The sequence below is a fragment of the Agromyces aureus genome (assembly GCF_001660485.1).
Lineage (GTDB): Bacteria > Actinomycetota > Actinomycetes > Actinomycetales > Microbacteriaceae > Agromyces > Agromyces aureus.
Window position 1 is genome coordinate 3,770,068 of the sequence record NZ_CP013979.1, and the last position, 19,750, is coordinate 3,789,817.

Annotated in this window: 16 protein-coding genes and 2 riboswitches; of the genes, 5 read left to right on the forward strand and 11 right to left on the reverse strand. The window is 70.9% G+C overall.

Annotation, left to right across the window (positions count from 1 at the left end):
- Nucleotides 1-19 precede the first annotated feature (19 nt).
- Nucleotides 20-442, reverse strand: coding sequence for a helix-turn-helix domain-containing protein (locus tag ATC03_RS20035; protein ID WP_152030998.1), 423 nt, complete (start codon nt 440-442; stop codon nt 20-22).
- Nucleotides 443-516: 74 nt separating this feature from the next.
- Nucleotides 517-1,422 carry a DMT family transporter gene (locus ATC03_RS16885; RefSeq protein ID WP_067879651.1) on the reverse strand — a complete coding sequence of 302 codons (906 nt, stop codon included), beginning with the start codon at nt 1,420-1,422 and terminating at the stop codon, nt 517-519.
- A gap of 79 nt (nt 1,423-1,501) precedes the next feature.
- Nucleotides 1,502-1,598: riboswitch (TPP riboswitch) on the forward strand.
- Between ATC03_RS16885 and ATC03_RS16890 the strand changes: the two genes are divergently transcribed.
- Nucleotides 1,589-2,938, forward strand: coding sequence for an MFS transporter (locus tag ATC03_RS16890; RefSeq protein ID WP_084003767.1), 1,350 nt, complete (start codon nt 1,589-1,591; stop codon nt 2,936-2,938). Its footprint overlaps the riboswitch before it by 10 nt.
- 110 nt (nt 2,939-3,048) lie before the next feature.
- Here the strand turns inward: ATC03_RS16890 and gap are convergent, their stop codons facing one another.
- Nucleotides 3,049-4,044, reverse strand: a complete 996-nt coding sequence (gap, locus tag ATC03_RS16895; protein WP_067879654.1) for a type I glyceraldehyde-3-phosphate dehydrogenase — start codon at nt 4,042-4,044, stop codon at nt 3,049-3,051.
- A gap of 244 nt (nt 4,045-4,288) precedes the next feature.
- On the opposite strand from gap, the gene ATC03_RS16900 reads away from it, so the two are divergent.
- Entirely contained in the window at nt 4,289-5,698 is a 1,410-nt protein-coding gene (locus ATC03_RS16900; protein WP_067879657.1) for a hypothetical protein, read from the forward strand.
- Between the two features lie 82 nt (nt 5,699-5,780).
- Here ATC03_RS16900 and ATC03_RS16905 read toward each other — a convergent pair whose 3' ends face one another.
- A complete protein-coding gene (locus ATC03_RS16905) occupies nt 5,781-7,559 on the reverse strand; it encodes a glycoside hydrolase family 35 protein (RefSeq protein WP_067879660.1) in 1,779 nt (592 codons plus the stop codon).
- The gene (locus ATC03_RS16910) at nt 7,556-9,592 is read right to left on the reverse strand and encodes a beta-galactosidase (protein ID WP_067879663.1); all 2,037 of its coding nucleotides are present in this window, start codon (nt 9,590-9,592) and stop codon (nt 7,556-7,558) included. The genes ATC03_RS16905 and ATC03_RS16910 overlap by 4 nt, the downstream gene beginning before the upstream one ends.
- A gap of 88 nt (nt 9,593-9,680) precedes the next feature.
- Here ATC03_RS16910 and ATC03_RS16915 point away from each other — a divergent pair, with 88 nt between their 5' ends.
- A complete protein-coding gene (locus ATC03_RS16915; protein ID WP_067879666.1) occupies nt 9,681-11,927 on the forward strand; it encodes an FAD-dependent oxidoreductase in 2,247 nt (748 codons plus the stop codon).
- A gap of 57 nt (nt 11,928-11,984) precedes the next feature.
- Here ATC03_RS16915 and ATC03_RS16920 read toward each other — a convergent pair whose 3' ends face one another.
- From ATC03_RS16920 to ATC03_RS16940, 6 genes are all read right to left on the reverse strand, one after another.
- Entirely contained in the window at nt 11,985-12,884 is a 900-nt protein-coding gene (locus tag ATC03_RS16920) for a MurR/RpiR family transcriptional regulator (RefSeq protein ID WP_067879669.1), read from the reverse strand.
- 120 nt (nt 12,885-13,004) lie between these two features.
- Nucleotides 13,005-14,354, reverse strand: a complete 1,350-nt coding sequence (locus ATC03_RS16925) for an ABC transporter substrate-binding protein (RefSeq protein WP_067879672.1) — start codon at nt 14,352-14,354, stop codon at nt 13,005-13,007.
- A 66-nt stretch (nt 14,355-14,420) separates the two neighbouring features.
- The gene (locus ATC03_RS16930) at nt 14,421-15,383 is read right to left on the reverse strand and encodes a carbohydrate ABC transporter permease (RefSeq protein ID WP_067879675.1); all 963 of its coding nucleotides are present in this window, start codon (nt 15,381-15,383) and stop codon (nt 14,421-14,423) included.
- The gene (locus ATC03_RS16935; protein ID WP_067879678.1) at nt 15,383-16,288 is read right to left on the reverse strand and encodes a carbohydrate ABC transporter permease; all 906 of its coding nucleotides are present in this window, start codon (nt 16,286-16,288) and stop codon (nt 15,383-15,385) included. Before ATC03_RS16935 ends, ATC03_RS16930 begins: the two co-directional genes overlap by 1 nt.
- Before the next feature lie 58 nt (nt 16,289-16,346).
- A complete protein-coding gene (locus tag ATC03_RS21285; protein ID WP_418118107.1) occupies nt 16,347-16,520 on the reverse strand; it encodes a hypothetical protein in 174 nt (57 codons plus the stop codon).
- Between the two features lie 157 nt (nt 16,521-16,677).
- A complete protein-coding gene (locus ATC03_RS16940) occupies nt 16,678-17,649 on the reverse strand; it encodes a GlxA family transcriptional regulator (RefSeq protein WP_067879681.1) in 972 nt (323 codons plus the stop codon).
- A gap of 343 nt (nt 17,650-17,992) precedes the next feature.
- Nucleotides 17,993-18,105: riboswitch (TPP riboswitch) on the forward strand.
- Here ATC03_RS16940 and thiM point away from each other — a divergent pair.
- Together thiM and thiE are read left to right on the forward strand one after the other, a co-directional pair.
- Nucleotides 18,095-19,063, forward strand: coding sequence for a hydroxyethylthiazole kinase (gene thiM, locus ATC03_RS16945; RefSeq protein WP_198168720.1), 969 nt, complete (start codon nt 18,095-18,097; stop codon nt 19,061-19,063). (Overlaps the previous riboswitch by 11 nt.)
- A complete protein-coding gene (thiE, locus tag ATC03_RS16950; protein WP_067879684.1) occupies nt 19,060-19,719 on the forward strand; it encodes a thiamine phosphate synthase in 660 nt (219 codons plus the stop codon). Before thiM ends, thiE begins: the two co-directional genes overlap by 4 nt.
- Nucleotides 19,720-19,750: the final 31 nt, after the last annotated feature.

Genomic DNA, 19,750 nt, shown 5'->3' on the forward strand with positions numbered 1-19,750 from the left:
CCTCGAACGGCGGAGTCTCCTAGGCGACGAGGGCGACGTCGTGGATCGAGCCCGCGACCGGAGCCGACGTCTCGTGGTGGCCCGGCCGGTGCCCGCCTCGCGCGGTGAGGTCGAGCACCACGAGCGGTCGCGGCGCCACGCGCGCCTCACGACCCGTGAGCTCGGCTGCGACGCCGGCCGCGACGTCGAGCAGGGTGAGCCCCAGCGCCTCGGTCACGGCGGCGAGGATCTCGCTCGAGGGTTCCTTGCGACCGCGTTCGATCTCGGAGAGGTACTGCGTCGAGACGTCGGCGTCGCGCGCGACGTCGGCGAGGATGCGCTGCTGGGCGAGGCGTTCGCGTCGGAGGAAGGCGCCGAGCGCCTCGCGCCAGAGCGGGGTGCGCTCGTGTTCGGCGCCGCGCCGCGGCATCCGCTCGGTCGTCTGCGGCCGGATCGCGTCCATGTCGCGAGGCTAGCCGGACCGTCTGCGGATGTCTCGCGCATCCGCTCAGAGCAGAACCGGGGCCGTCGTCGCCACTACTCGACCGCCGGGGCGGCCTCCGGCGCCGGGGCGGCGACCGGGTCGCGGCGGCGCCGGGTGACGAGGTACGAGCCGGTGAGCACGAGCACGAAGCCGACGACGGTCCAGACGGTGATGCGCTCCCCGAGCACGAGGACCCCGGCGATGATCGCGACGGCCGGGTTCACGTAGGTGATCGTGGTCGCCTTGACCGGGCCGATCTCCCCGATGAGGGCGACCATGAGGATGAACGCGAGCGCGCTGCACACGACCGCGAGCACGATGATCGACACCACGACGGAGGTCGAGGGCCAGGCGGCCGGCCAGGCCGAGGTCGCGAACACCACGGGCACGTAGATGACGGCGGCGACGGCGAGCGAGACGGCGACGACGCCGATGCCCGGCAGGTCGGGCATCCAGCGGGCGAGGATCGCGGGGCCGAGCGCGTAGCCGATGACCACGACCCCCATCTCGGCGACAGCCCCGAGGTCGGAGCCCGCGACGTCGAGGCCGACGAGCGCCGCGACGCCGAGCATGCCGATGGCGATGCCGAGCCAGTTCGACCCGCTGAGGCGTTCGGGTCGCCCCATCGCGAACGCGATCGCGACACCCGCGAGCGGCACGGCGGCGAGCAGCAGGCCGGCGGTCGAGCTCGGCAGGTGCTGCTCGGCAGAGCTCAGGAAGTACCAGGGCAGCACGATCTCGACGATCGTGTACGCGAGCATCGGCTTCCAGCGGCGCACGACGGCGACGACTTCGCGACGGAAGAACGCGAGCGGCAGCAGCAGCACGGCGGCCAGCCCGGATCGCCCGAGCACCACCATGGCGGGCTCGAGCTCGCTCACCGCGATCTTGATGAAGAGATAGGGGATGCCCCAGGCGATGCCGAGCGCGGCGAACAGCAGAACCCCTCGACGCGTCACCGGGCCAGTCTGGCGCACTCCGCCGACATCGTCACGCGGTCGTCGGGACACCTCGGGAGACGGCCGCGCTAGGCTCGCCGACAGTGACACGGGGTGCCGCGATCCGCGCGGCTGAGATCACACCCGTCGAACCTGATCTAGTTCGGACTAGCGAAGGGATGTCGCGATGATCGATCGCGCGTACGTCGACCCTGCCCACCCGCCGACCGCCGTCGGCCCCGATCCACGGGTCCTGATCGACCCCGGCCGCGCACGACGCGCCGTGGCCGCGGCCTCGATCGGGACGGCGCTGGAGTGGTACGACTTCTTCCTCTACGGCACAGCCGCGGCGCTCGTGTTCCCGGCGCTGTTCTTCCCGACTGAGGATCCGACGACCGGGATGCTGTTCTCGTTCGCGGTCTTCGCGACGGGATTCCTCGCGCGGCCGCTCGGCGGCCTCATCGCCGGCCACCTGGGCGACCGCTTCGGGCGCCGCACGACCCTGCTCGGCACGCTGCTCGTCATGGGGATCGCGACCGCGCTCATCGGACTGCTGCCCACCTACGCGCAGGTCGGCGTGCTCGCACCCGCCCTGCTCGTCGTGCTCAGGCTGTTGCAGGGCGCGGCGACCGGCGGCGAGTGGGGCGGGGCCGTGCTGCTCGCCGTCGAGAGCGGGCCCGACCGACGGGGCGCGCGGGGCGGACTCGTGCAGAGCGCGCTCTACGTCGGACTCGTGCTCGGCAACCTCGCCTTCGTCGCGGTCACGGCCGCGCTCGACGAGGATGCCCTGCTCGCGTGGGGCTGGCGCGTGCCGTTCCTCGTCAGCCTCGTGCTCGTGGGCGTCGGCGTGTACCTGCGCCGTCGGGTCGACGAGTCGCCCGAGTTCACGGCGCTGATCGAGCAGCACGGCCGCACGCGGCATCCGCTCGCCGACGTGCTGCGCAGGCCGCGCAACGTGCTCGCGGTCTTCCTCGTGCGCGCGGGCCAGAACACGACGTTCTACCTCGTGTCGGTCTTCTGCCTCGGCTACGCGGTCACGACCCTCGCGATGCCGCGCTGGGTGACGCTCACGGCGCTGATCGTCGGTGCGGGCCTCGCCGCGGTCGCGTGCCCGCTGTGGGGGCGCGTGGGCGAACGCATCGGGGCGGCGCGGCTCACGGTCGCAGCCCTCAGCGGGCTCGCCATGCTCGCCGTTCCGCTGTTCCTCGCGCTCGACACGGGTTCGGCGGCCCTCGTGATCGGCGTGGTCGCCCTCACGATCGGCGTGGTCAACGCGGCAGCCGACGGGGTGCAGCCCATGTGGTTCGCATCGCTGTTCGAGGCCCGGGTGCGGTACTCGGGCATCACGATCGGGCGCGAGGCCGGCGCGATCGTGGGCGGCGGGCTGGCCCCGCTGCTGGCGGCCTGGCTCGTCGCGACGAGCGGGCACTGGTGGCCCGTCGCGATCCTCATGATCGTCGCGGCCGCGCTCGGCATCGCGGGGGCCCTGCTCGCGCGCGACCCTGACGACCCGACGGGTAACGACACCGACCTGTAGCGGCGCGGACCTGTGGCGAGACCGACGGGGAGCGACGCCCGCTCAGCACGATGCCGCCGCCCGCGCCGAAGCGGCGGGCGGCGGCATCCGTGACGGGATCGACCGGAGGATCAGGCCGCGAGCAGCTGCAGCGAGTCGATCACGCGGTTCGAGAAGCCCCACTCGTTGTCGTACCAGGCGACGACCTTGATGTGCTTGCCGTCGACGCGGGTGAGCTCGGAGTCGAAGATCGACGAGTGAGGGTTGCCGACGATGTCGCTCGACACGAGCGGCTCGTCGGAGTACTCGAGCACGCCGGCGAGGGGGCCGTCGGCCGCGGCCCTGTAGGCGGCGAGCACCTCGTCGCGGGTGACGTCCTTCGCGACCGTCGCGTTCAGCTCGACGATCGAGCCCACCGGGATCGGCACGCGCATGGCGTCGCCGCTGAGCTTGCCGTCGAGGTTCGGCAGCACGAGGCCGATGGCCTTCGCGGCACCGGTCGAGCTCGGCACGATGTTCTCGGCGGCGGCGCGGGCGCGGCGGGGGTCGGAGTGCGGGGCGTCCTGCAGGTTCTGGTCCTGCGTGTAGGCGTGCACGGTGGTCATGAAGCCGTGCTCGATGCCGGCGAGGTCGTCGAGGACCTTCGCGAGCGGGGCGAGGGCGTTCGTCGTGCACGACGCGTTCGAGACGATGACGTCGGTCTCGGCGTTGTACGCGTCGGTGTTCACGCCGTAGACGAGCGTGGCGTCGGCGCCCTTCGCCGGAGCCGACACGAGCACCTTCTTTGCGCCCGCGGTGATGTGGGCCTTCGCGGCCTCGGCGTCGGTGAAGCGGCCGGTGGACTCGAGCACGAGCTCGACGTCGAGCTCGCCCCAGGGGAGGTTCGCGGGGTCGCGCTCGGCGAGCACCTTCACGCGGCGGCCGTTGATGACGAGCACGTCGCCGTCGGCCTCGACGGTGCCGTTGAAGCGGCCGCCGGCCGTGTCGTACTTGAGCAGGCGCGCGAGCTCGGCCGGGGACGTCAGGTCGTTGACGGCGACGAGCTCGAGGTCGGCGTCGCGCTCGATGAGTGCGCGGACGACGTTGCGTCCGATGCGGCCGAATCCGTTGATCGCGATGCGGGTCATTCGTGGGGTCCTTTCGTGGGGTACCCCTCAACCATGCGCGCATTCGCCCGGTGGCGACAGTGGCCCGAAAGACGCGTCTCGAAAGGATCTCGCCACGCTGAGCAATCCGGAAGCCGACGCCCCCAATCCGGGGGGCATCCTCCGTTTCGTCGGCCGTTCGGCCGCTCCTCCTCCGTAGGCTCGCGGGATACCCGCGCTGAGACCGGCGTCTCGGCGCGCCCGAACCCTACGTGTAAGGAACCCGATGAAGCGCACCCTTCCCGCGCTGGTCGTCGCCGTGCTCGGCGCAGGCCTCGCCCTCGCCGGCACCGTCGCACCGGCCGCCGCCGCGACCCCGACCCCCGCAACCTCGATCGTCGGCAGCTGCGACGCGTTGAGCGTCGACCTCGCCGGCTACGCGGTCGAGCCCGGCGCCGACGCCGTGTACGAGACCGTCGAGGTCTCCCCCGCCGTCGCCGAGGTCAGCCACACCGACTACCAGTACTCGTGGAGCTTCCTGTTCTGGGGCGAGACCCGATGGGCCCACAAGGACTCGGGCGCCCACGTGATCTACGACTCCAAGCTGTGGGAGCGCACCGGACTGACCCAGACGCACGTCGAGGTCGCCGCGCAGGACGCCGTGACCGAGCAGCAGCTCGTCTCGGCCGCGATCCCCGCCGACGCGACGCCGAACACCGTCACCGTCACCATCGACGGCGCCACCGTCGTCGACGGCCTCGCGTTCGGCGCCGAGTACGCCCCGGCCGACTTCGCGCTCGCCAAGGGCACGCCCGGCACCGAGACCTACGGCACGCACACCTACTCGGTGAGCGTCACGGCCTACCAGGGCTATGGCGCCGAGCCCGTCGCGAGCGTCGTGGACTCGGGTTCGACCGAGTGCGCGACCGGTGACTTCGCCGCCGCTGCGACGATCGACACCGACACGACCTGCGGTGCGGCGATCGTCACGCTCACGAACGCCGAGCTGCTCGCCTCGAAGATCAACGGCACCTACTCGGCGATCGTCTCGGTCGACGGCAAGATGAAGGACATCGTCGCCGTCTTCGAGAACGCCCCCCTGACCCTCGACGCCTACACGTTCGCCGAGGACTCTGGCGAGCACACCGTCGAGGTGCGCACCGGCCCCGCCCACGGCGACGCCCTGCTCGCGAAGACCACGGTCGACTCCGACTGCCTCGTCGACGAGGAGGAGCCCGCGCCGCCGGTCGACCCGTCGATCTCGATCACCGGCTCGCTGACCCCCGGCGGCAAGATCACCGTCACGGGCGAAGACTTCGCCGCTGACACCGAGTACGAGATCGAACTGCACTCGACCCCGCAGTCGATCGCCTCGGTCACCACCGACTCCGAGGGATCCTTCTCGGGCACCGGCACGATCGCCTCCGACACCCCGGCCGGCGAGCACGAGATCGTCGTGCTCCAGGACGGCGAAGAGGTCGCCTCGAAGTCCGTGACCATCACCGCCGCGCCGAGCGGCACGACGACCGACGCGGGCACGACCGCCGGCACCGGCACCACGGCGGCGACCGGCGCCAAGGCCGGCCTCGCCTCGACCGGCTTCGACGCGACGCCGCTCGCGGCCCTCGCCGCCGCCCTGCTCGCGCTCGCGGGCATCGCATTCGGTGCACGCCGCGCGATCCGCGTCAAGGGCTGACGCCTGAGCGCTGATACGTAGCGCACGCACGAACGGGCGCCCGGTGGATTCCACCGGGCGCCCGTTCCGTGTCAGGAGCTCGTCACTCCTCCAGCGGGCCGAGGTCGGGACCCTGGACGAATCGGGCGTGCGTCGCGCCCGGCACCTCGAACTCGAGGACCGTGACGGCGTTCATACCCGCTCGCGTCACGCCTGCGGGAACGAACAGGGTCTGCTGCGGGCCACGCCGCCAGTAGCGGCCGAGCAGGAAGCCGTTGACCCAGGCGAGGCCCTTGCCCCACTCGCGGGTGTCGAGGAACAGCGCCGTCGGCTCCGGCAGTTCGAAGACACCGCGAGCGACGTCGCCCTGCACGCTCGCCGGATCGACGACCGTGAGATCGAGGTCGGCGACCGCGTCGAGCGCGAGCGGCTGGAGGCTCCAGCCAGTGATCGGATCTCCCGCGACCGCCACGGGGCCGATGAGGCCCTTCTGCTCGCCGATCCGCGGCCCGTAGTTGACCCGGCCCTGATCCTCGACCAGCACTTCGAGCGTGCCTCTCGCAGACGGAAGCATGAGCGTGCGCTCGTGCGAGTCGCGTGCGAGCGTGCCGATCATCGTCCCGTCCAGACGAACCCAGGCGCGGTCGCGCACCTCGCCGATCTCGAGCACGGCGGGCCGCGAGGCTTCGCCCGCGAGTTCTGCTCGGTACAACCCGAATCCGCGATCGTGTTCGATCTCGTCGAAGGTCGGCACCTGGTCGGAGGTGAACTCGGGCCCGAAGACGCGCCTGGGCAGTGGTCCCCGCTCGCCGAGCTCGACCTCGAACGCCGGCGCGGGCGCGGGCCGCGGCGGCAGCGGCGAGTCGTCGGGCACCGGCACGTACTTCGAGATGACGTCCCGGAAGGCGAAGTACTTCTCGGTCGGATGCCCGGCCTCGTCGAGCGGGGCGTCGTAGTCGTACGAGGTGGCGATCGGGACATAGCGGCCCTTGTGGTTCGCACCGTTCGTGAGCCCGAAGTTCGTGCCGCCGTGGAACATGTAGATGTTCACGGATGCCCCGGCGGCGAGGAGCTCGTCGAGTTCGCGGGCGGCATCCTGTGCCGACGTCGTGTGGTGGTGCGTGCCCCAGCTGTCGAACCAGCCGTCCCAGAACTCCGCGCACATGAGCGGCCCCGTCGGCTGATGGCGGCGAAGCGTCTCGAGCCTGGACGCGACGTTCGACCCGAACGAGCCGGTGCGGTGCAGTTCGGGAAGCCCGCCCGCTTCGAGCATCGCATCGGTCGGCTGGTCGATCGTCGTGAGCGGAACCGTGATGCCGGTCTCACGGATGCAGGCGGCCAGCCGACGGAGGTACTCGTGGTCATCGCCGTAGGCGCCGTACTCGTTCTCGACCTGCACCAGGATGATCGGCCCACCCGCATCGATCTGACGCGGGACGAGCACCGGGGCGAGCTGCTCGAGGTATTCGGCGACGGCTTCGAGATACGCGGGATCCGCGCGGCGCAGCTGCCGCACCTGCGGATCGCGCGTGAGCCACGCCGGGAGTCCGCCGTTGTCGAATTCGGCGCAGATGTACGGGCCGGGCCGGACGATCGCGTGCATGCCCTCCGCGGCGACGGCATCGAGGAAGCCGCCCAGATCCAGCCGACCCGACAGGTCGAACTCGCCCCGCGTCGGTGCGTGCTCGTTCCACGCGACGTAGGTCTCGATCGTGTTCAGGCCCATCGAGCGCGCAGCTCGGATGCGGTCCCGCCAGTCTCCGGGGTGCACGCGGAAGTAGTGGATCGCTCCGGACAGGATGCGGTGCGGCCAGCCGTGGAGGAGGAAGTCGTGCTCGCCGATGGCGAAGGCCGCCGGGCGCGTCGACGGCGCGCCGCTCATTCGGACACCTCGACGGGCAGGGTGCCGGTCGCGGCGTCCACACGGACGACCGCGACCCCGAACGGCGCGAGCTCGACCGCGGCGACGTCGGCGCCGGTCACCTCGTCGCGACCGCGCAGCACGAGTTCGACCGTCGATCGGCCGTGATTGACGGCGATCGCGACCCCGCCGCGGCGGACCACCTCGACGCCGGCGGGCAGGTCCGCCGGCTCGACGCCCGCCTCGCGAACGACCCGGTCGAGGAGTTGGGCGATCGCCGACCGTTCGAGCTCGGCGCCGACGTACCATCCGACGCCGGCGGCGCGATCGCGCCGGGTGATCGCGGGGCGCCCGACGAGATCGCCGGGCCCGAACACGGCGACGGTCGCCGCGTCCGTCGCGTGCACCACCTCCGCCCAGGTGCCGACCTCGCCGCTCACCGCGCCCTCCACCGCACCCGAGAGCCCGAGCCGGTCGCGCAGGCCGAGCCCGGCCTCCGAGCGCGGGGAGACCTCCTCGACCCGCACCCCGAGGGTCGACGCCAGGGCACCGAGCGGTCCTCCCGGCATGAGACGCGTCGTCGGATCGAGGATGGCCGTGCCGTAGGTGGCGACGAGGTGGCCGCCGCTGCGGAGGTAGTCGTCGAGACCGTGGATCGCGGCATCCGAGCACACCGCCGTCGTGACCGCGATGACGACCGCGTAGCCCGAGAGATCATCGGTCGCGCGGGCGAAGTCGACCAGGACGCCGAGCTCGTAGAGCGCCGAGTACCACTCGGTGACGGTGCCGAGGTAGTCGACGCCGGCGGGCATCGCGCCCTGCTCGATCGCCCACCACGACTCCCAGTCGAAGAGGATCGCGACCCTGGGCGTCTCGACGGGCGTGCCCGCCAGATGGGCGAGTCCGTCGAGCTCATGACCGAGCTGCTCGACCTCTCGCCAGATGCGCGTGTCGGTGCCGGTGTACGGCAGCATCGCGGAGTGGAACTTCTCCGCACCCCGAACCGCTTGGCGCCATTGGAAGAACATGATCCCGTCGGCACCCCGGGCGAGCGCCTGGTACGAGAGCGCCCGCATCTGGCCGGGCTGCTTCGCGCCGTTGGTGGCGCGCCAGTTGACCGCGCTCGTCGCCTGCTCCATGAGCACCCACGGCTTGCCGCGGGCGAGCGAGCGCATCAGGTCGCGTCGGAGTGCGGCGTACACGTGGCCTTCGGGGTCGAGGGGGTCCGGATAGCAGTCGTCCGAGACGAAGTCGACGTCGTCGGCCCACGCCCAGTAGTCGGCCGGCTTGAACGGCCCCATGAAGTTCGTCGTGATCGGGATCGCGGGGTTGGCCGCTCGGAGGATCTCGACCTCGGCCAGGTACGCGGCTCGGAGCGCGTCCGAACCGAACCGCTCGTAGTCGAGCGTCTGGGCGGGGTTCGGGAAGGTGGGGGTCGCCCGCGCCGGTTCGATCTCGTCGAACGAGGCGTACTGCTGCGACCAGAATGCGGTGCCCCATGCCTCGTTCACGGCCTCGATCGAGCCGTACCGCGTGCGCAGCCACGTCCGGAATGCCGCGGCGGACTCCGGTCCGTGGTCGCGCGGTGCCTCGTTGCCGTACTCGTTGCCGACGTGCCAGGCGATGAGTGCGGGGTGGTGGGCGTACCGCTCCGCGAGTCGTCCGACGAGCCGATCGGCGTGGCGTCGGAAGGCCGCCGAGGAGGGGTTGTGGTGCCCACGACTCCCCGACGACCAGGTTCGCCCGTCGGCCGTGACGGCGAGCACTTCGGGATGGGCACGCGTGAGCCAGGGCGGCGGCGAGGCGGTGGCCGTGGCGAGGTCGACGGCGATCCCCGCGGCGTGCAGCCGGCCGATGATGTCGTCGAGCCAGTCGAAGTCGAACCGGCCGTCTTCGGGCTCGAGCTTCGCCCATGAGAAGACGCCGACGGTGGCCACCGAGACGCCGGCGCGCCGCATGAGGCGCACGTCCTCCGTCCACGTCTCTCGCGGCCATTGCTCGGGGTTGTAGTCGCCGCCGTACCAGAGCACGGGTACCTCCTCGTTCTCGTGCAAACCTTTTTCCTGTTTTCGACATGATACGCCGCAATACGTTATTGTTTTTCCCGAGTGCGAATCTGCACCCGTTCGACGAGGAGTGGTCATGGAACAGATCTCAGTGCACGCCGACATCACGGTGATCGGCGGCGGACTCGCCGGTGTCGCCGCGGCGATCGGCGCCGCCCGCGAGGGCGCACGGGTCTCCCTCGTCAACAATCGGCCGGTCCTCGGCGGCAATGCGAGCAGCGAGATCCGGGTCTGGGTCTGCGGCGCCACCGCCCACGGCGCGCAGAAGTACGCCAGGGAGACGGGCGTCATGGGTGAGCTCTTCCGCGAGAACCAGTACCGGAATCCCGAGGGCAACCCGTTCCTGTGGGACCAGGTCGTGCTCGACGCGGTGCGGGCGGAATCGAACATCCGCCTCTACCTCAACACCGACGTGCGAAAGGTCGCGGCGACGGGCGACGACGATGATCGCGTCATCCGCTCGGTGACCGGATGGCAGATGGACACCGAACGCGAACTCGCGTTCACGTCGTCGCTGTTCATCGACGCCACCGGCGACGGCCTCGTCGGCGATCTGGCCGGCGCCCGGTACCGCACCGGTCGCGAGGCCCACGCCGAGTTCGAAGAGGAATGGGCGCCCGAGGCACCCGACGACGACATGCTCGGCAGCACCATGTTCTTCTACACCAAGGACGCCGGCGAACCCGTGCGCTTCGTCCCCCCGTCGGTCACGAAGGACATCGCTGCGACCACGATCGTGCGCAACCGGCCGATCAGCACCACGGCGAACGGGTGCGACTACTGGTGGATCGAGTACGGCGGCGAGCTCGACTCGGTGCGAGATGCCGAGTTCATCCGCGACGAACTCTGGGGCGTCATCTACGGCATCTGGGACCACATCAAGAATTCGGGCGAGTTCGATGCCGACACGCTCACCCTGGAATGGGTCGGGTCGGTGCCGGGCAAGCGCGAATACCGCCGATTCGAGGGCGACGTCGTGCTCACCCAGCACGACATCATGAACCAGACCCGGTTCGAGGACTCGATCGGGTTCGGCGGCTGGAGCATCGACCTGCACCCGCCAGGAGGCATGTACTCCGACGACCACGGCTCGAAGCACCTCTTCACCGCCGGGATCTACCACATCCCGTTCCGGAGCCTGTACTCGCGCAACGTGTCGAACATGCTCATGGCCGGCCGCGACATCTCGGCGAGCCACGTCGCCTTCGGCACCACGCGGGTCATGGCGACCTGCGCGGTCACGGGCGAGGCCGCAGGCGTGGCCGCGGCGATCTGCGCCCGCGAATCGATCTCGCCTCGCACGCTGGCGACCGAGCGGCTGGAGCAGCTCCAGCAGACCCTGCTCCGCCGCGACGCCTCGATGCTCGGCGTGCCGTGGCGCGACGCATCCGACCTCGCTCTCGCTGCGACGGCGACGGCCTCCTCCACGATCCAGCGCTTGACGACGGATGCCGCGGGCCCGGCCGTCGACCGGCAGAGATTCCCGTTCGACGAGCACGACCTCGCCATCCTCTTCCCCGTGCAACCGTCGTTCGACGGCGTCGACGTGCTCCTCGACCTGGAGGCGCCGGCCGAGCTCGACGTGGAGCTCTGGTCGACCGGCGGCGGCGAGAACCACATCCCCGTTCGTCTGCTCGATGCGACGACGGTCGCCGTCGAAGCCGGGTCGCACTGGGCCGAGCTGCCGTTCACCCATCTGGCCCCCGGCGGCGAGAACGCGGTCGTCGTGTTCCGCCGGCATCCCCACGCCGCGCTCGTCGTCGAGAACCGCCCCGCTCCCTACGGCGTGCTCGGACTCGTCAGCCGCACACCGCGCACATCGCGCGGGCAGGCGCAGAGCAACGCCTGGTCGGCCGAGGAGCTCCGCCGGCGCTCGCCGCTCCTGCGCGTGCACGGCGCCACGACGGCCTACGCCGCCGCGCAGGCGGTGGGAGGACTGCAGCGCCCGTACGACGGCCCTCGGCTCTGGTCGTCGGAGCGCACGACGGTCGACCCCTCGCCGTGGCTCCAGTTGCGCTGGCCCGACGCGGTGGAGATCCGGTCCGTCGAGCTCGTCTTCAACGACGACGTCGACATCGACCTCGTGAACCTGCACCACCACCGCACGCCGTGGCCCGTCATGCCCGAGCTCGTGCGCGACTACCGGATCGAGGCTCGCGTCGACGATGCATGGGTGACGGTGGCCGAAGGCAGCGACAACCGCACGCGCCTGCGTACCCACACCCTCGACGCCTCTATCATCACCGACGCGATCCGGCTCGTGGTCGAGGCGACCAACGGCTCGGAATGGGCGAGCGTCGTCGGCATCCGCGCGTTCGGCTGAACCCGACCGCCCTCGAGCGGGCGGCCGCGCGGAGGTTCGGAGGTCGGCAGACCTCCGTCAGCGATCTGCGGGTCGCCGACGCTGCGGCGGCGGAGACCCGGTCATCGCGTCGGCCTCGAGCCGGCCGTAGATGACGTCGGGCATGCGCTGGGCGACGAGGGCCCAGAGGGTGGCGCACACCAGCGTGTCGCTCGACCTGCCGGCGAAGTAGTCGGTCCACGAGATGCGGCCGACGGTGACGGTGCCCGTGGCGACGACGAGGTCGACCTTGCCGGTCAGCACCGACGACGGGTCACCCGTGATGAGGGCCGTCGTGGCCGAGTGTGCCGAGGCCATGTCGACGAATTCCTCGGCGATCGGGCTCTCGCCGGACCTCGACATGACGATCGCCAGGTCGCCGCGCTGCAGCAGGCTCGCGCCCACCTGCGAGAAATAGGCGCCCTCGTGGAACCAGATGGGCACGCCGATGCGGAACAACCGCAGGTACAGCTCGTAGGCGACCGGCGCGTCGCCCCATTCACCGAACAGGTGCACGCGCTTCGCGGCGACGATGCGGTCGGCGAGCGCCTCCAGCGCCTCGAGGTCGACCGAGGCCATCGCATTGCGAGCGGCGTTGAACTGATTCCCCGCGAGGGTGCTGAGCACCTTCTCTGCGGGGTCGTCGGGCAGGATCGCCGATCCGATGTCCTGTTCCCATCCGGCCTGGGCGCCGCGCCCGTTCTCCTGCGCGATGGCCGCGCGCAGGGCGGGGAACCCGGGGAATCCGAGCGAGGAGGCCAGTCTGGTGATCGTCGCGGGCGACGTCGTCGCCTCCGCGGCGAGCCAGGTGATCGAACTCTGCCCGACCGCGCGCGGATCGCGCAGGATGATCTCGGCGACCCGCAGCTTCGCTCCGGTGAGCTTCGGCAGCGCCGAGCGCAGTACCTCCAGCGGGCTGATCTGCGTCTCGTCCGACATCGCCGTCTCCTTCGTCCCTCACTCGGCACATGCCGATTCGACCCTACTGCGTCGGCATCGACCGACGCCGGAGGCCGGCCCTCGCTACGCGAGAGCCGGCCTCCGGAAACCGCCTCATGGTCACTTTTCGACCGTGAAACCCTGTTCTGCTCCGTATTCGAGGAGTGCATCCTGCCACGCGAGCAGACCGTCGGCGAGCGTGATCTCGCCGACGAAGGCCGGGCCGACCGTGTCGTTGAAGATCGTGCCCGCGTAGAGCTCGTAGGGCAGGAACTGCCAGTCCGTGTTGACCGCGTCGAGCGAGTCGGTGAACACCTTGTTGACCTCCTGGCCACCGAAGTAGTCGTCCTTCGTGTTCAGGAAGTCGTCGCTCTCGAGCACGCTGCTGCGGGCCGGGAAGGAGCCGGACTTCAGGGCGATGTCGGCGCCCTCCTCGAGCGTCGCGAAGCGCGCGAACGCGGCGGCGACGAGCTGGTGCTTCCCCTGGTCCATCACCGCGAGGCTGCCGCCGCCGTTGGTCGCGCTGCCGGTCTCCCCGTCGAAGGTCGGCAGCGGCGCGACGCGCCAGTCACCGGCCGCGTCGGGCGCGCCCGACTTGAGGGTGCCCGCCATCCAGGCGCCCGACAGGAGCGTCGCGATCGACCCGTCCGTGAGGCCCGCGTACCACTCGGGGCTCCAGCCGGAGACCGGTGAGAGCAGGCCCTCGTCGAGCATCTGCTGGTAGAAGCCGGTGAACTTCTGCGTTCCCTCGTCGGCCAGGTCGATGGAGATGTCCGAGCCGTCGACGGTGAACGGGTGACCGCCCGCCGCCTGGATGAGGCTCTCGGTCAGACCCGAGTTGCCGGTGTCGGCGCCGATGTAGGCGTTGGGGTCGGCGGCGTGGATCTTGCGCGCGGCCTCGAGGTACTCGTCCCACGTGGTCGGCACCTCGATGCCGTACTTGTCGAAGGTCGCCTGGTTGTAGAACATCGCCATCGGACCGGCGTTCAGCGGCAGCTCGTAGAGCTTGTCGTCGACGTTCACGTTCTGCCACGTCGCCGGCGTGAACTGATCCTCGTAGGCGTCGAAGCCGAACTCGGAGAGGTCGACGAGAGCACCCGACGGGGCGAACTGCGGCACGACCGTGTACTCGATCGTGGCCAGGTCGGGAGCTCCCTTGCCCGCCTTGATCGCGTTCTGGAGCTTGTTGTAGTGGTCGCCGCCGGTGCCGACGTTCTCGACGTTGACGGTGATCTCGGGGTACTTCTCCTCGAACGCCTTCGCGACGTCGGGGAGGCTCGCCGACCAGGTCCAGACCGTGATCTCGGTCTTCTCCTGCAGAGCCGCCTCGATATCGGCATCGGTGTAGTGGTCGGCGCTCGAGCCGCCTCCGGTGCCGCCGGCGCAGGCCGCGAGGGTCGAGGCGACGACGGCCGCTCCGAGGATGAGGGAAACGCGCCGGAGCATCCGGCCACGATGACGTGAGTGCATGGGGGTTCCTTTCGTGTGCTGTGTGTGGTGGTGCGGTTGGGGGTGGGTGCTGGCCGACGACGAGCGTCAGCCCTTCACGCTCCCGGCGGAGAGGCCTGATTGCCAGAACCGCTGGAGGGCGAGGAAGACGATGACGATGGGGATGATGGCGATGAGCGATCCGGTGATCACGAGGTTGAAGATGACCTCGCCTTCGGCGGTGGCCGCCTGGGAGTTCCACTGGTTGAGCCCGACGGTGAGGGGATACCAGGTGGGATCGTTCAGCATGATGAGGGGCAGGAAGTAGTTGTTCCAGCTGCCGACGATCTCGAGCAGGAAGACCGACAGGATGCCGGGGGCCATGAGCCGCAGGCCGATCGTGAAGAAGGTGCGGAACTCACCCGCCCCGTCGACGCGCGCGGCCTCGATCAGTTCGGTCGGGATCGCGTCGGCGGCGTAGACCCAGAGCAGGTAGAGCCCGAAGGGCGTGACCAGCGACGGGATGAGGATCGCCCACGGCGTGTTCGTGAGGCCCATCTGACTGAACAGGAGGAAGGTCGGAACCGCGAGCGCCGAGCCCGGCACCGCGATCGCGCCGAGGATGACCGCGAACACGGCCCTGCGCCCCGCGAAGCGGAACTTCGCGAGCCCGTACCCCGCCATCGCCGCGATGAGCGTCGAACCGCCTGCGCCGACGAGGGTGTACATGACCGTGTTCCGGAGCCAGGTCAGGTAGACCCCGTCGTCGTACGTGAAGACCCCGACGACGTTGTCCCAGAAGACGTTCGTGTCGCCGAACCAGAGCCCGAACGTGGAGAACAGGTCGTCGACGCTCTTCGTCGAGTTCACGACCAGCCAGACGAGCGGGAAGAGACTGTAGATGAGCATCAGCGTCATCACGGCGGTGAGCAGGATCGAGCGAGTCGGCGTGCGGCCGGGGCTGCGGTTGAACCGCACCGGCTTGTACCGCTTGCCTGCGCGGCGCTGCTCGCCGGCGACCGCGGCGGCCGTCGGGCTCGCCGGCGGCGTGGTCTGCGTCAGGGTGACCATCAGATGTCCCTCCGGAAGCCGCGGCGCTGCACGAGGAAGGCGACGACGGCGGTGATCGCGCCCATGATCAGGGCGACGGCGGCGGCGGCGTTGTACTGGCCGCCGGCGAACGAGAGCGTGTAGGCGTACATGTTCGGCGTGAAGTCGCTGCTGATGACGTTCGGCACCAGCGCGCGCAGGATGTTCGGCTCGTTGAACAACTGGAACCCGCCGATGATCGAGAAGGTCGCAGCCACGATGATGGCCGGCCAGATCGCGGGCAGCTTGATCGAGAACATGATCCGCCAGGCGCCGGCGCCGTCGATGGTCGCGGCCTCGTACAGCTCGGTCGGGATCACCCGGAGCGCCGCGTAGAAGACCAGCATGTTGTAGCCGACGTAGAGCCAGAGGCCGATGTTGCTGATCGAGGGGAGGATCAGCGCGCTCGAGAGGGGGTTGGCCAGACTCCACCCGAACATCTCGTTGAGGTCGCCGACGAGACCGAACTTCGAGCCGTAGATGTAGCCCCAGAGCAGGGTGGCGACGACGCCGGGCACGGCGTACGGCAGGAAGATGCCGAGGCGGAAGACGGCGGGGGCGTGCAGTCGCGCACTGTCGAGAGCGAGTGCGGCCAGGAGTGCGAGCGCCATCATCAGCGGCGCCTGGATCGCGACGAACACGCCGACCCTGCCGACGGCCGACCAGAAGTCGGGATCGGTGAGCTGCTGGACGTAGTTCTCGAATCCCACGAACGAGACCCCGCCGATCATGCGCTCCTGGAACAAGCTGAGCACGAAGGAGTACCCGAGCGGCAGCACGGTGGCGAAGATGAAGACGGCCGCGAACGGCGCGATGAAGGCCCAGCCGATCAGGCCGCGGCGCCGTCGACGGACGGGGCGGTTCAGGGGTGTCGACGTCGCTGTCATGGATGCTCCGGCTCTCGGTGGTGGTTCTCGAAAAGGATGACAAAGCGAACCCGAGTTGTCAAATTCTTTTCATACATTCACGGCTACCCGAGAGATTCTGTGAATTGCTTGCACGTATCGGCGCGATCCAGACGCGCATCGTCGACGGGCCCCGCTCCGCCCACGCGTGGTAGGGCACGAGCGGCACGACGGCCGCGGCATCCGTTCGCACGTCGACGAGGCGCACGAGCACGCGGGCATCGTCGAGGACAACTGGGAGGTGTTCGCCACGGGCTTTCGCCGCATCGGGCGCTCCTTCATCCGGGCCCGGATGCGTCGAACGCCCGTAGCGCCGAAGGAGCGGGACTCTCCCACCTGGCGCGATCGCCGCGCACGCGGGCCGCGCACCGCTACTCGCGGAACGTGTGCCGGTACTCCATCGGCGACGTGCCGAGCACGCGGTGGAAGTGCAGGCGCAGGTTGGCGCCAGTGCCGAGTCCGACGCGCGCGGCGATCTGCTCGACGCCGAGGTCGGTGCGCTCGAGCAGTTCGCGCGCGAGGTCGATGCGGGCGCGCAGGATCCACTGCATGGGCGTGTACCCGGTGTCCTCGACGAACCGCCGCGAGAAGGTGCGCGTCGAGACGTTCGCGTTGCGCGCGAGGTCTGCGAGCGTCAGCGGCTCCTCGATGCGCTCGATCGCCCAGTGCCGGGTCGCCGCGAAGAGCTCGCCGAGGTCGTCGGGCAGCGCGCGCGGCACGTACTGGGCCTGGCCGCCGCTGCGGTACGGCGCAGCCACGAGCCGCCTGGCGACGTGGTTCGAGAGCGCGACGCCGTGGTCGCGGCGCACGAGGTGCAGGCACAGGTCGATGCCCGACGCGGCACCGGCCGAGGTGAGCACGCGCCCCTCGTCGACGAACAGCACGTTCTCGTCGACCTGCACGAGCGGATGCCTCGCGGCGAGCGCCTTCGTGTAGTGCCAGTGCGTCGTGGCCCGGCGCCCGTCGAGCAGCCCGGTCGCCGCGAGCGCGAAGGCGCCGGTGGAGATCGCCGCGAGCCGCGCGCCCCGTGCGTGGGCGGCCCGGAGGGCGTCGACGACGATCGACGGCGGCTCCTCGACATCCGGATGCCGGTAGCCCGGGATGAAGATCGTCTCGGCCCACTCGAACGCCTCGAGCCCGTCGGCCACGTGGTAGGAGAGCCCGTCGCCGCCCGCGACCGGACCGGGCGCAGCGCCGCAGACCCGCACCTCGTACGGCATCGACGCGCGGGTCGTGAAGATCTGCGCCGGGATCCCGACGTCGAGCGGCTTGGCACCCTCGAGCACGAGCACGGCGACACGGTGCGCGCGGGTCGAGCTGCTGGCACGGTCGGCGGCGTTCATGAGGCCAGCCTGCCACTGCTCGCAATGATGTCGCCAGCGCCGCGACGCGGCATCCGCCCGACGCGAGAGGCTGCAGACGGGCAAGGACCGGGTGTCGACATGACGGACCCGCCGGGTCCGTGGAGGAACGGTCACGGTGCGGCCACGCGCATTGGAGGTCGTCCGGCGTCGCGGCCGCCTACCCGGCGGGTCGTTCCGAGCAAGGTAGCCCGCGCCGCGCGGAACCGCCAGCCTCGCGTCGGCTCCGGGCCCCGAACTGGGGGCGGAGGCGGCGCAGCGTGCGGCAACGCCTCGCGCGGTGACGCCCGGCGCAGCGGGCGCGCGCGACCGGGCTAGGCTGGCGGGCAGTGACACGGGGTGCCGCGCTCCAGCCCTCACCGGGCGATCGCGGCTGAGAACACACCCGTCGAACCTGATCTAGTTCGAACTAGCGAAGGGATGTCGCGTGAGCGAACGTCTGCGTACCGACCCGGCCCACCTCATCGACGCGAGCGCTGCGCTGCTCGGCCGGCTGCGCGAGCATCCGCCGCTCGTGCAGTGCATCACGAACAGCGTCGTGACCAACGTCACCGCGAACGCGCTGCTCGCGATCGGCGCGGCGCCCGCGATGGTCGACATCCGCGAGGAGGCCGGCCTGTTCGCCGGCATCGCGGGCGGCCTGCTGGTGAACCTCGGCACGCCCGCCGAGGAGCAGCGCGACGCCGCACGCGAGTCGGTGGCCGCGGCATCCGTCGCCGGCACGCCCTGGGTGCTCGACCCCGTCGCGATCGGCGCCCTGCCAGTGCGCACGGCGCTCGCGCACGAGCTCGTGGCCGCACGGCCCACGGCGATCCGCGGCAACGCGAGCGAGATCATCGCCCTCGCGGGTGCGGGCGCCGGCGGACGCGGGGTCGACGCGGCCGACAGCACGGATGCCGCAGCCGACGCCGCGACCTCGCTCGCCCTCGCACACGCCTCGGTCGTCGCGGTGTCCGGCCCCGTCGACCTCATCACCGACGGGCGCCGCACGGCGCGCATCGCGAACGGCGACGCCCTGCTCACGCGCATCACGGGCGGCGGCTGCGCGCTCGGCGCGGTGACGGCGGCGTTCCTCGGAGCGAGCCGCGACGCGAGTGCGGGCGGGGCGGCCGGCGACCTCGGCGAGCGCACTGCCGGTGCGCTGCTCGCCGATCCTTTCGTCGCGACGGTCGCGGCCACCGTGGTCTACACGATCGCCGCCGAGCTCGCGGCGGAGCGCTCGACCGGTCCGGGTTCGTTCGCCGTGGCGTTCCTCGACGCGCTCGCGCTCGTCACGCCGGCCGAGGTGATCGCCAGGGCGAAGGTCACCGTGACGGATGCCGCGGCATCCGCTCCCGGGTCCGAGACCGCCTCCGACGCCGCCCCGAACGCCGAACCCGCGACGGCCCGCGCATGACCACGCGCCGCGCGCTCGACCTCTCCATCTACCTCGTGACGGATGCGACGCTCTGCGGACCGCGCGGCGTCGCGTCCGTCGTCGCCGACGCGGTCGACGGCGGCGTGCGCGCGGTGCAGCTGCGCGACAAGACGGCGTCGACCGATGCACTGCTGCGGCAGCTCGAGGCGCTCGCGACGGTCATCGACGGCCGCGCCGCCCTGCTCGTGAACGATCGGGTCGACGTCGCGCAGGCCGCACGCGAACGCGGCCTGCCCGTTGACGGCGTGCACCTCGGGCAGGGCGATGCCGCGGCATCCGCTGCTCGCGACCTGCTCGGCGACGACGCGATCATCGGCCTCACGGCCAACGCGCCCGAGCACCTCGCGGTGCTTCGCCGCCTGCCGCGCCGCGAGATCGACTACCTGGGGGTCGGCGTGATCCGCCCCACGACGACCAAGGCCGACCACCCGCCGGCCCTCGGCATCGAGGGGTTCGCGAGATTCGCCGCCGAGGCCGAGCTGCCGTGCGTCGCGATCGGCGGCATCGCGCTGTCGGATGTCGCGGCACTGCGTCAGGCGGGAGCCGCGGGCGTCGCCGTGGTGTCGGCCATCTGCGCCGCACCCTCGCCGCACGACGCGGCCGTCGCGTTCGCCGCGGCCTGGAGCGCCCGGTGACCGGCGGCGCGAAGACGCCGGAATCGCACGG

Coding starts and splice junctions, on each gene's coding strand:
- ATC03_RS20035 (WP_152030998.1), bottom strand. CDS start 442: ATGGACGCGATCCGGCCGCAGACGACCGAGCGGATGCCGCGGCGCGGC.
- ATC03_RS16890 (WP_084003767.1), top strand. CDS start 1,589: ATGATCGATCGCGCGTACGTCGACCCTGCCCACCCGCCGACCGCCGTC.
- ATC03_RS16925 (WP_067879672.1), bottom strand. CDS start 14,354: ATGCACTCACGTCATCGTGGCCGGATGCTCCGGCGCGTTTCCCTCATC.
- ATC03_RS16905 (WP_067879660.1), bottom strand. CDS start 7,559: ATGAGCGGCGCGCCGTCGACGCGCCCGGCGGCCTTCGCCATCGGCGAG.
- ATC03_RS16935 (WP_067879678.1), bottom strand. CDS start 16,288: ATGACAGCGACGTCGACACCCCTGAACCGCCCCGTCCGTCGACGGCGC.
- ATC03_RS16900 (WP_067879657.1), top strand. CDS start 4,289: ATGAAGCGCACCCTTCCCGCGCTGGTCGTCGCCGTGCTCGGCGCAGGC.
- ATC03_RS16920 (WP_067879669.1), bottom strand. CDS start 12,884: ATGTCGGACGAGACGCAGATCAGCCCGCTGGAGGTACTGCGCTCGGCG.
- ATC03_RS16940 (WP_067879681.1), bottom strand. CDS start 17,649: ATGAACGCCGCCGACCGTGCCAGCAGCTCGACCCGCGCGCACCGTGTC.
- ATC03_RS16930 (WP_067879675.1), bottom strand. CDS start 15,383: ATGGTCACCCTGACGCAGACCACGCCGCCGGCGAGCCCGACGGCCGCC.
- ATC03_RS16915 (WP_067879666.1), top strand. CDS start 9,681: ATGGAACAGATCTCAGTGCACGCCGACATCACGGTGATCGGCGGCGGA.
- thiE (WP_067879684.1), top strand. CDS start 19,060: ATGACCACGCGCCGCGCGCTCGACCTCTCCATCTACCTCGTGACGGAT.
- gap (WP_067879654.1), bottom strand. CDS start 4,044: ATGACCCGCATCGCGATCAACGGATTCGGCCGCATCGGACGCAACGTC.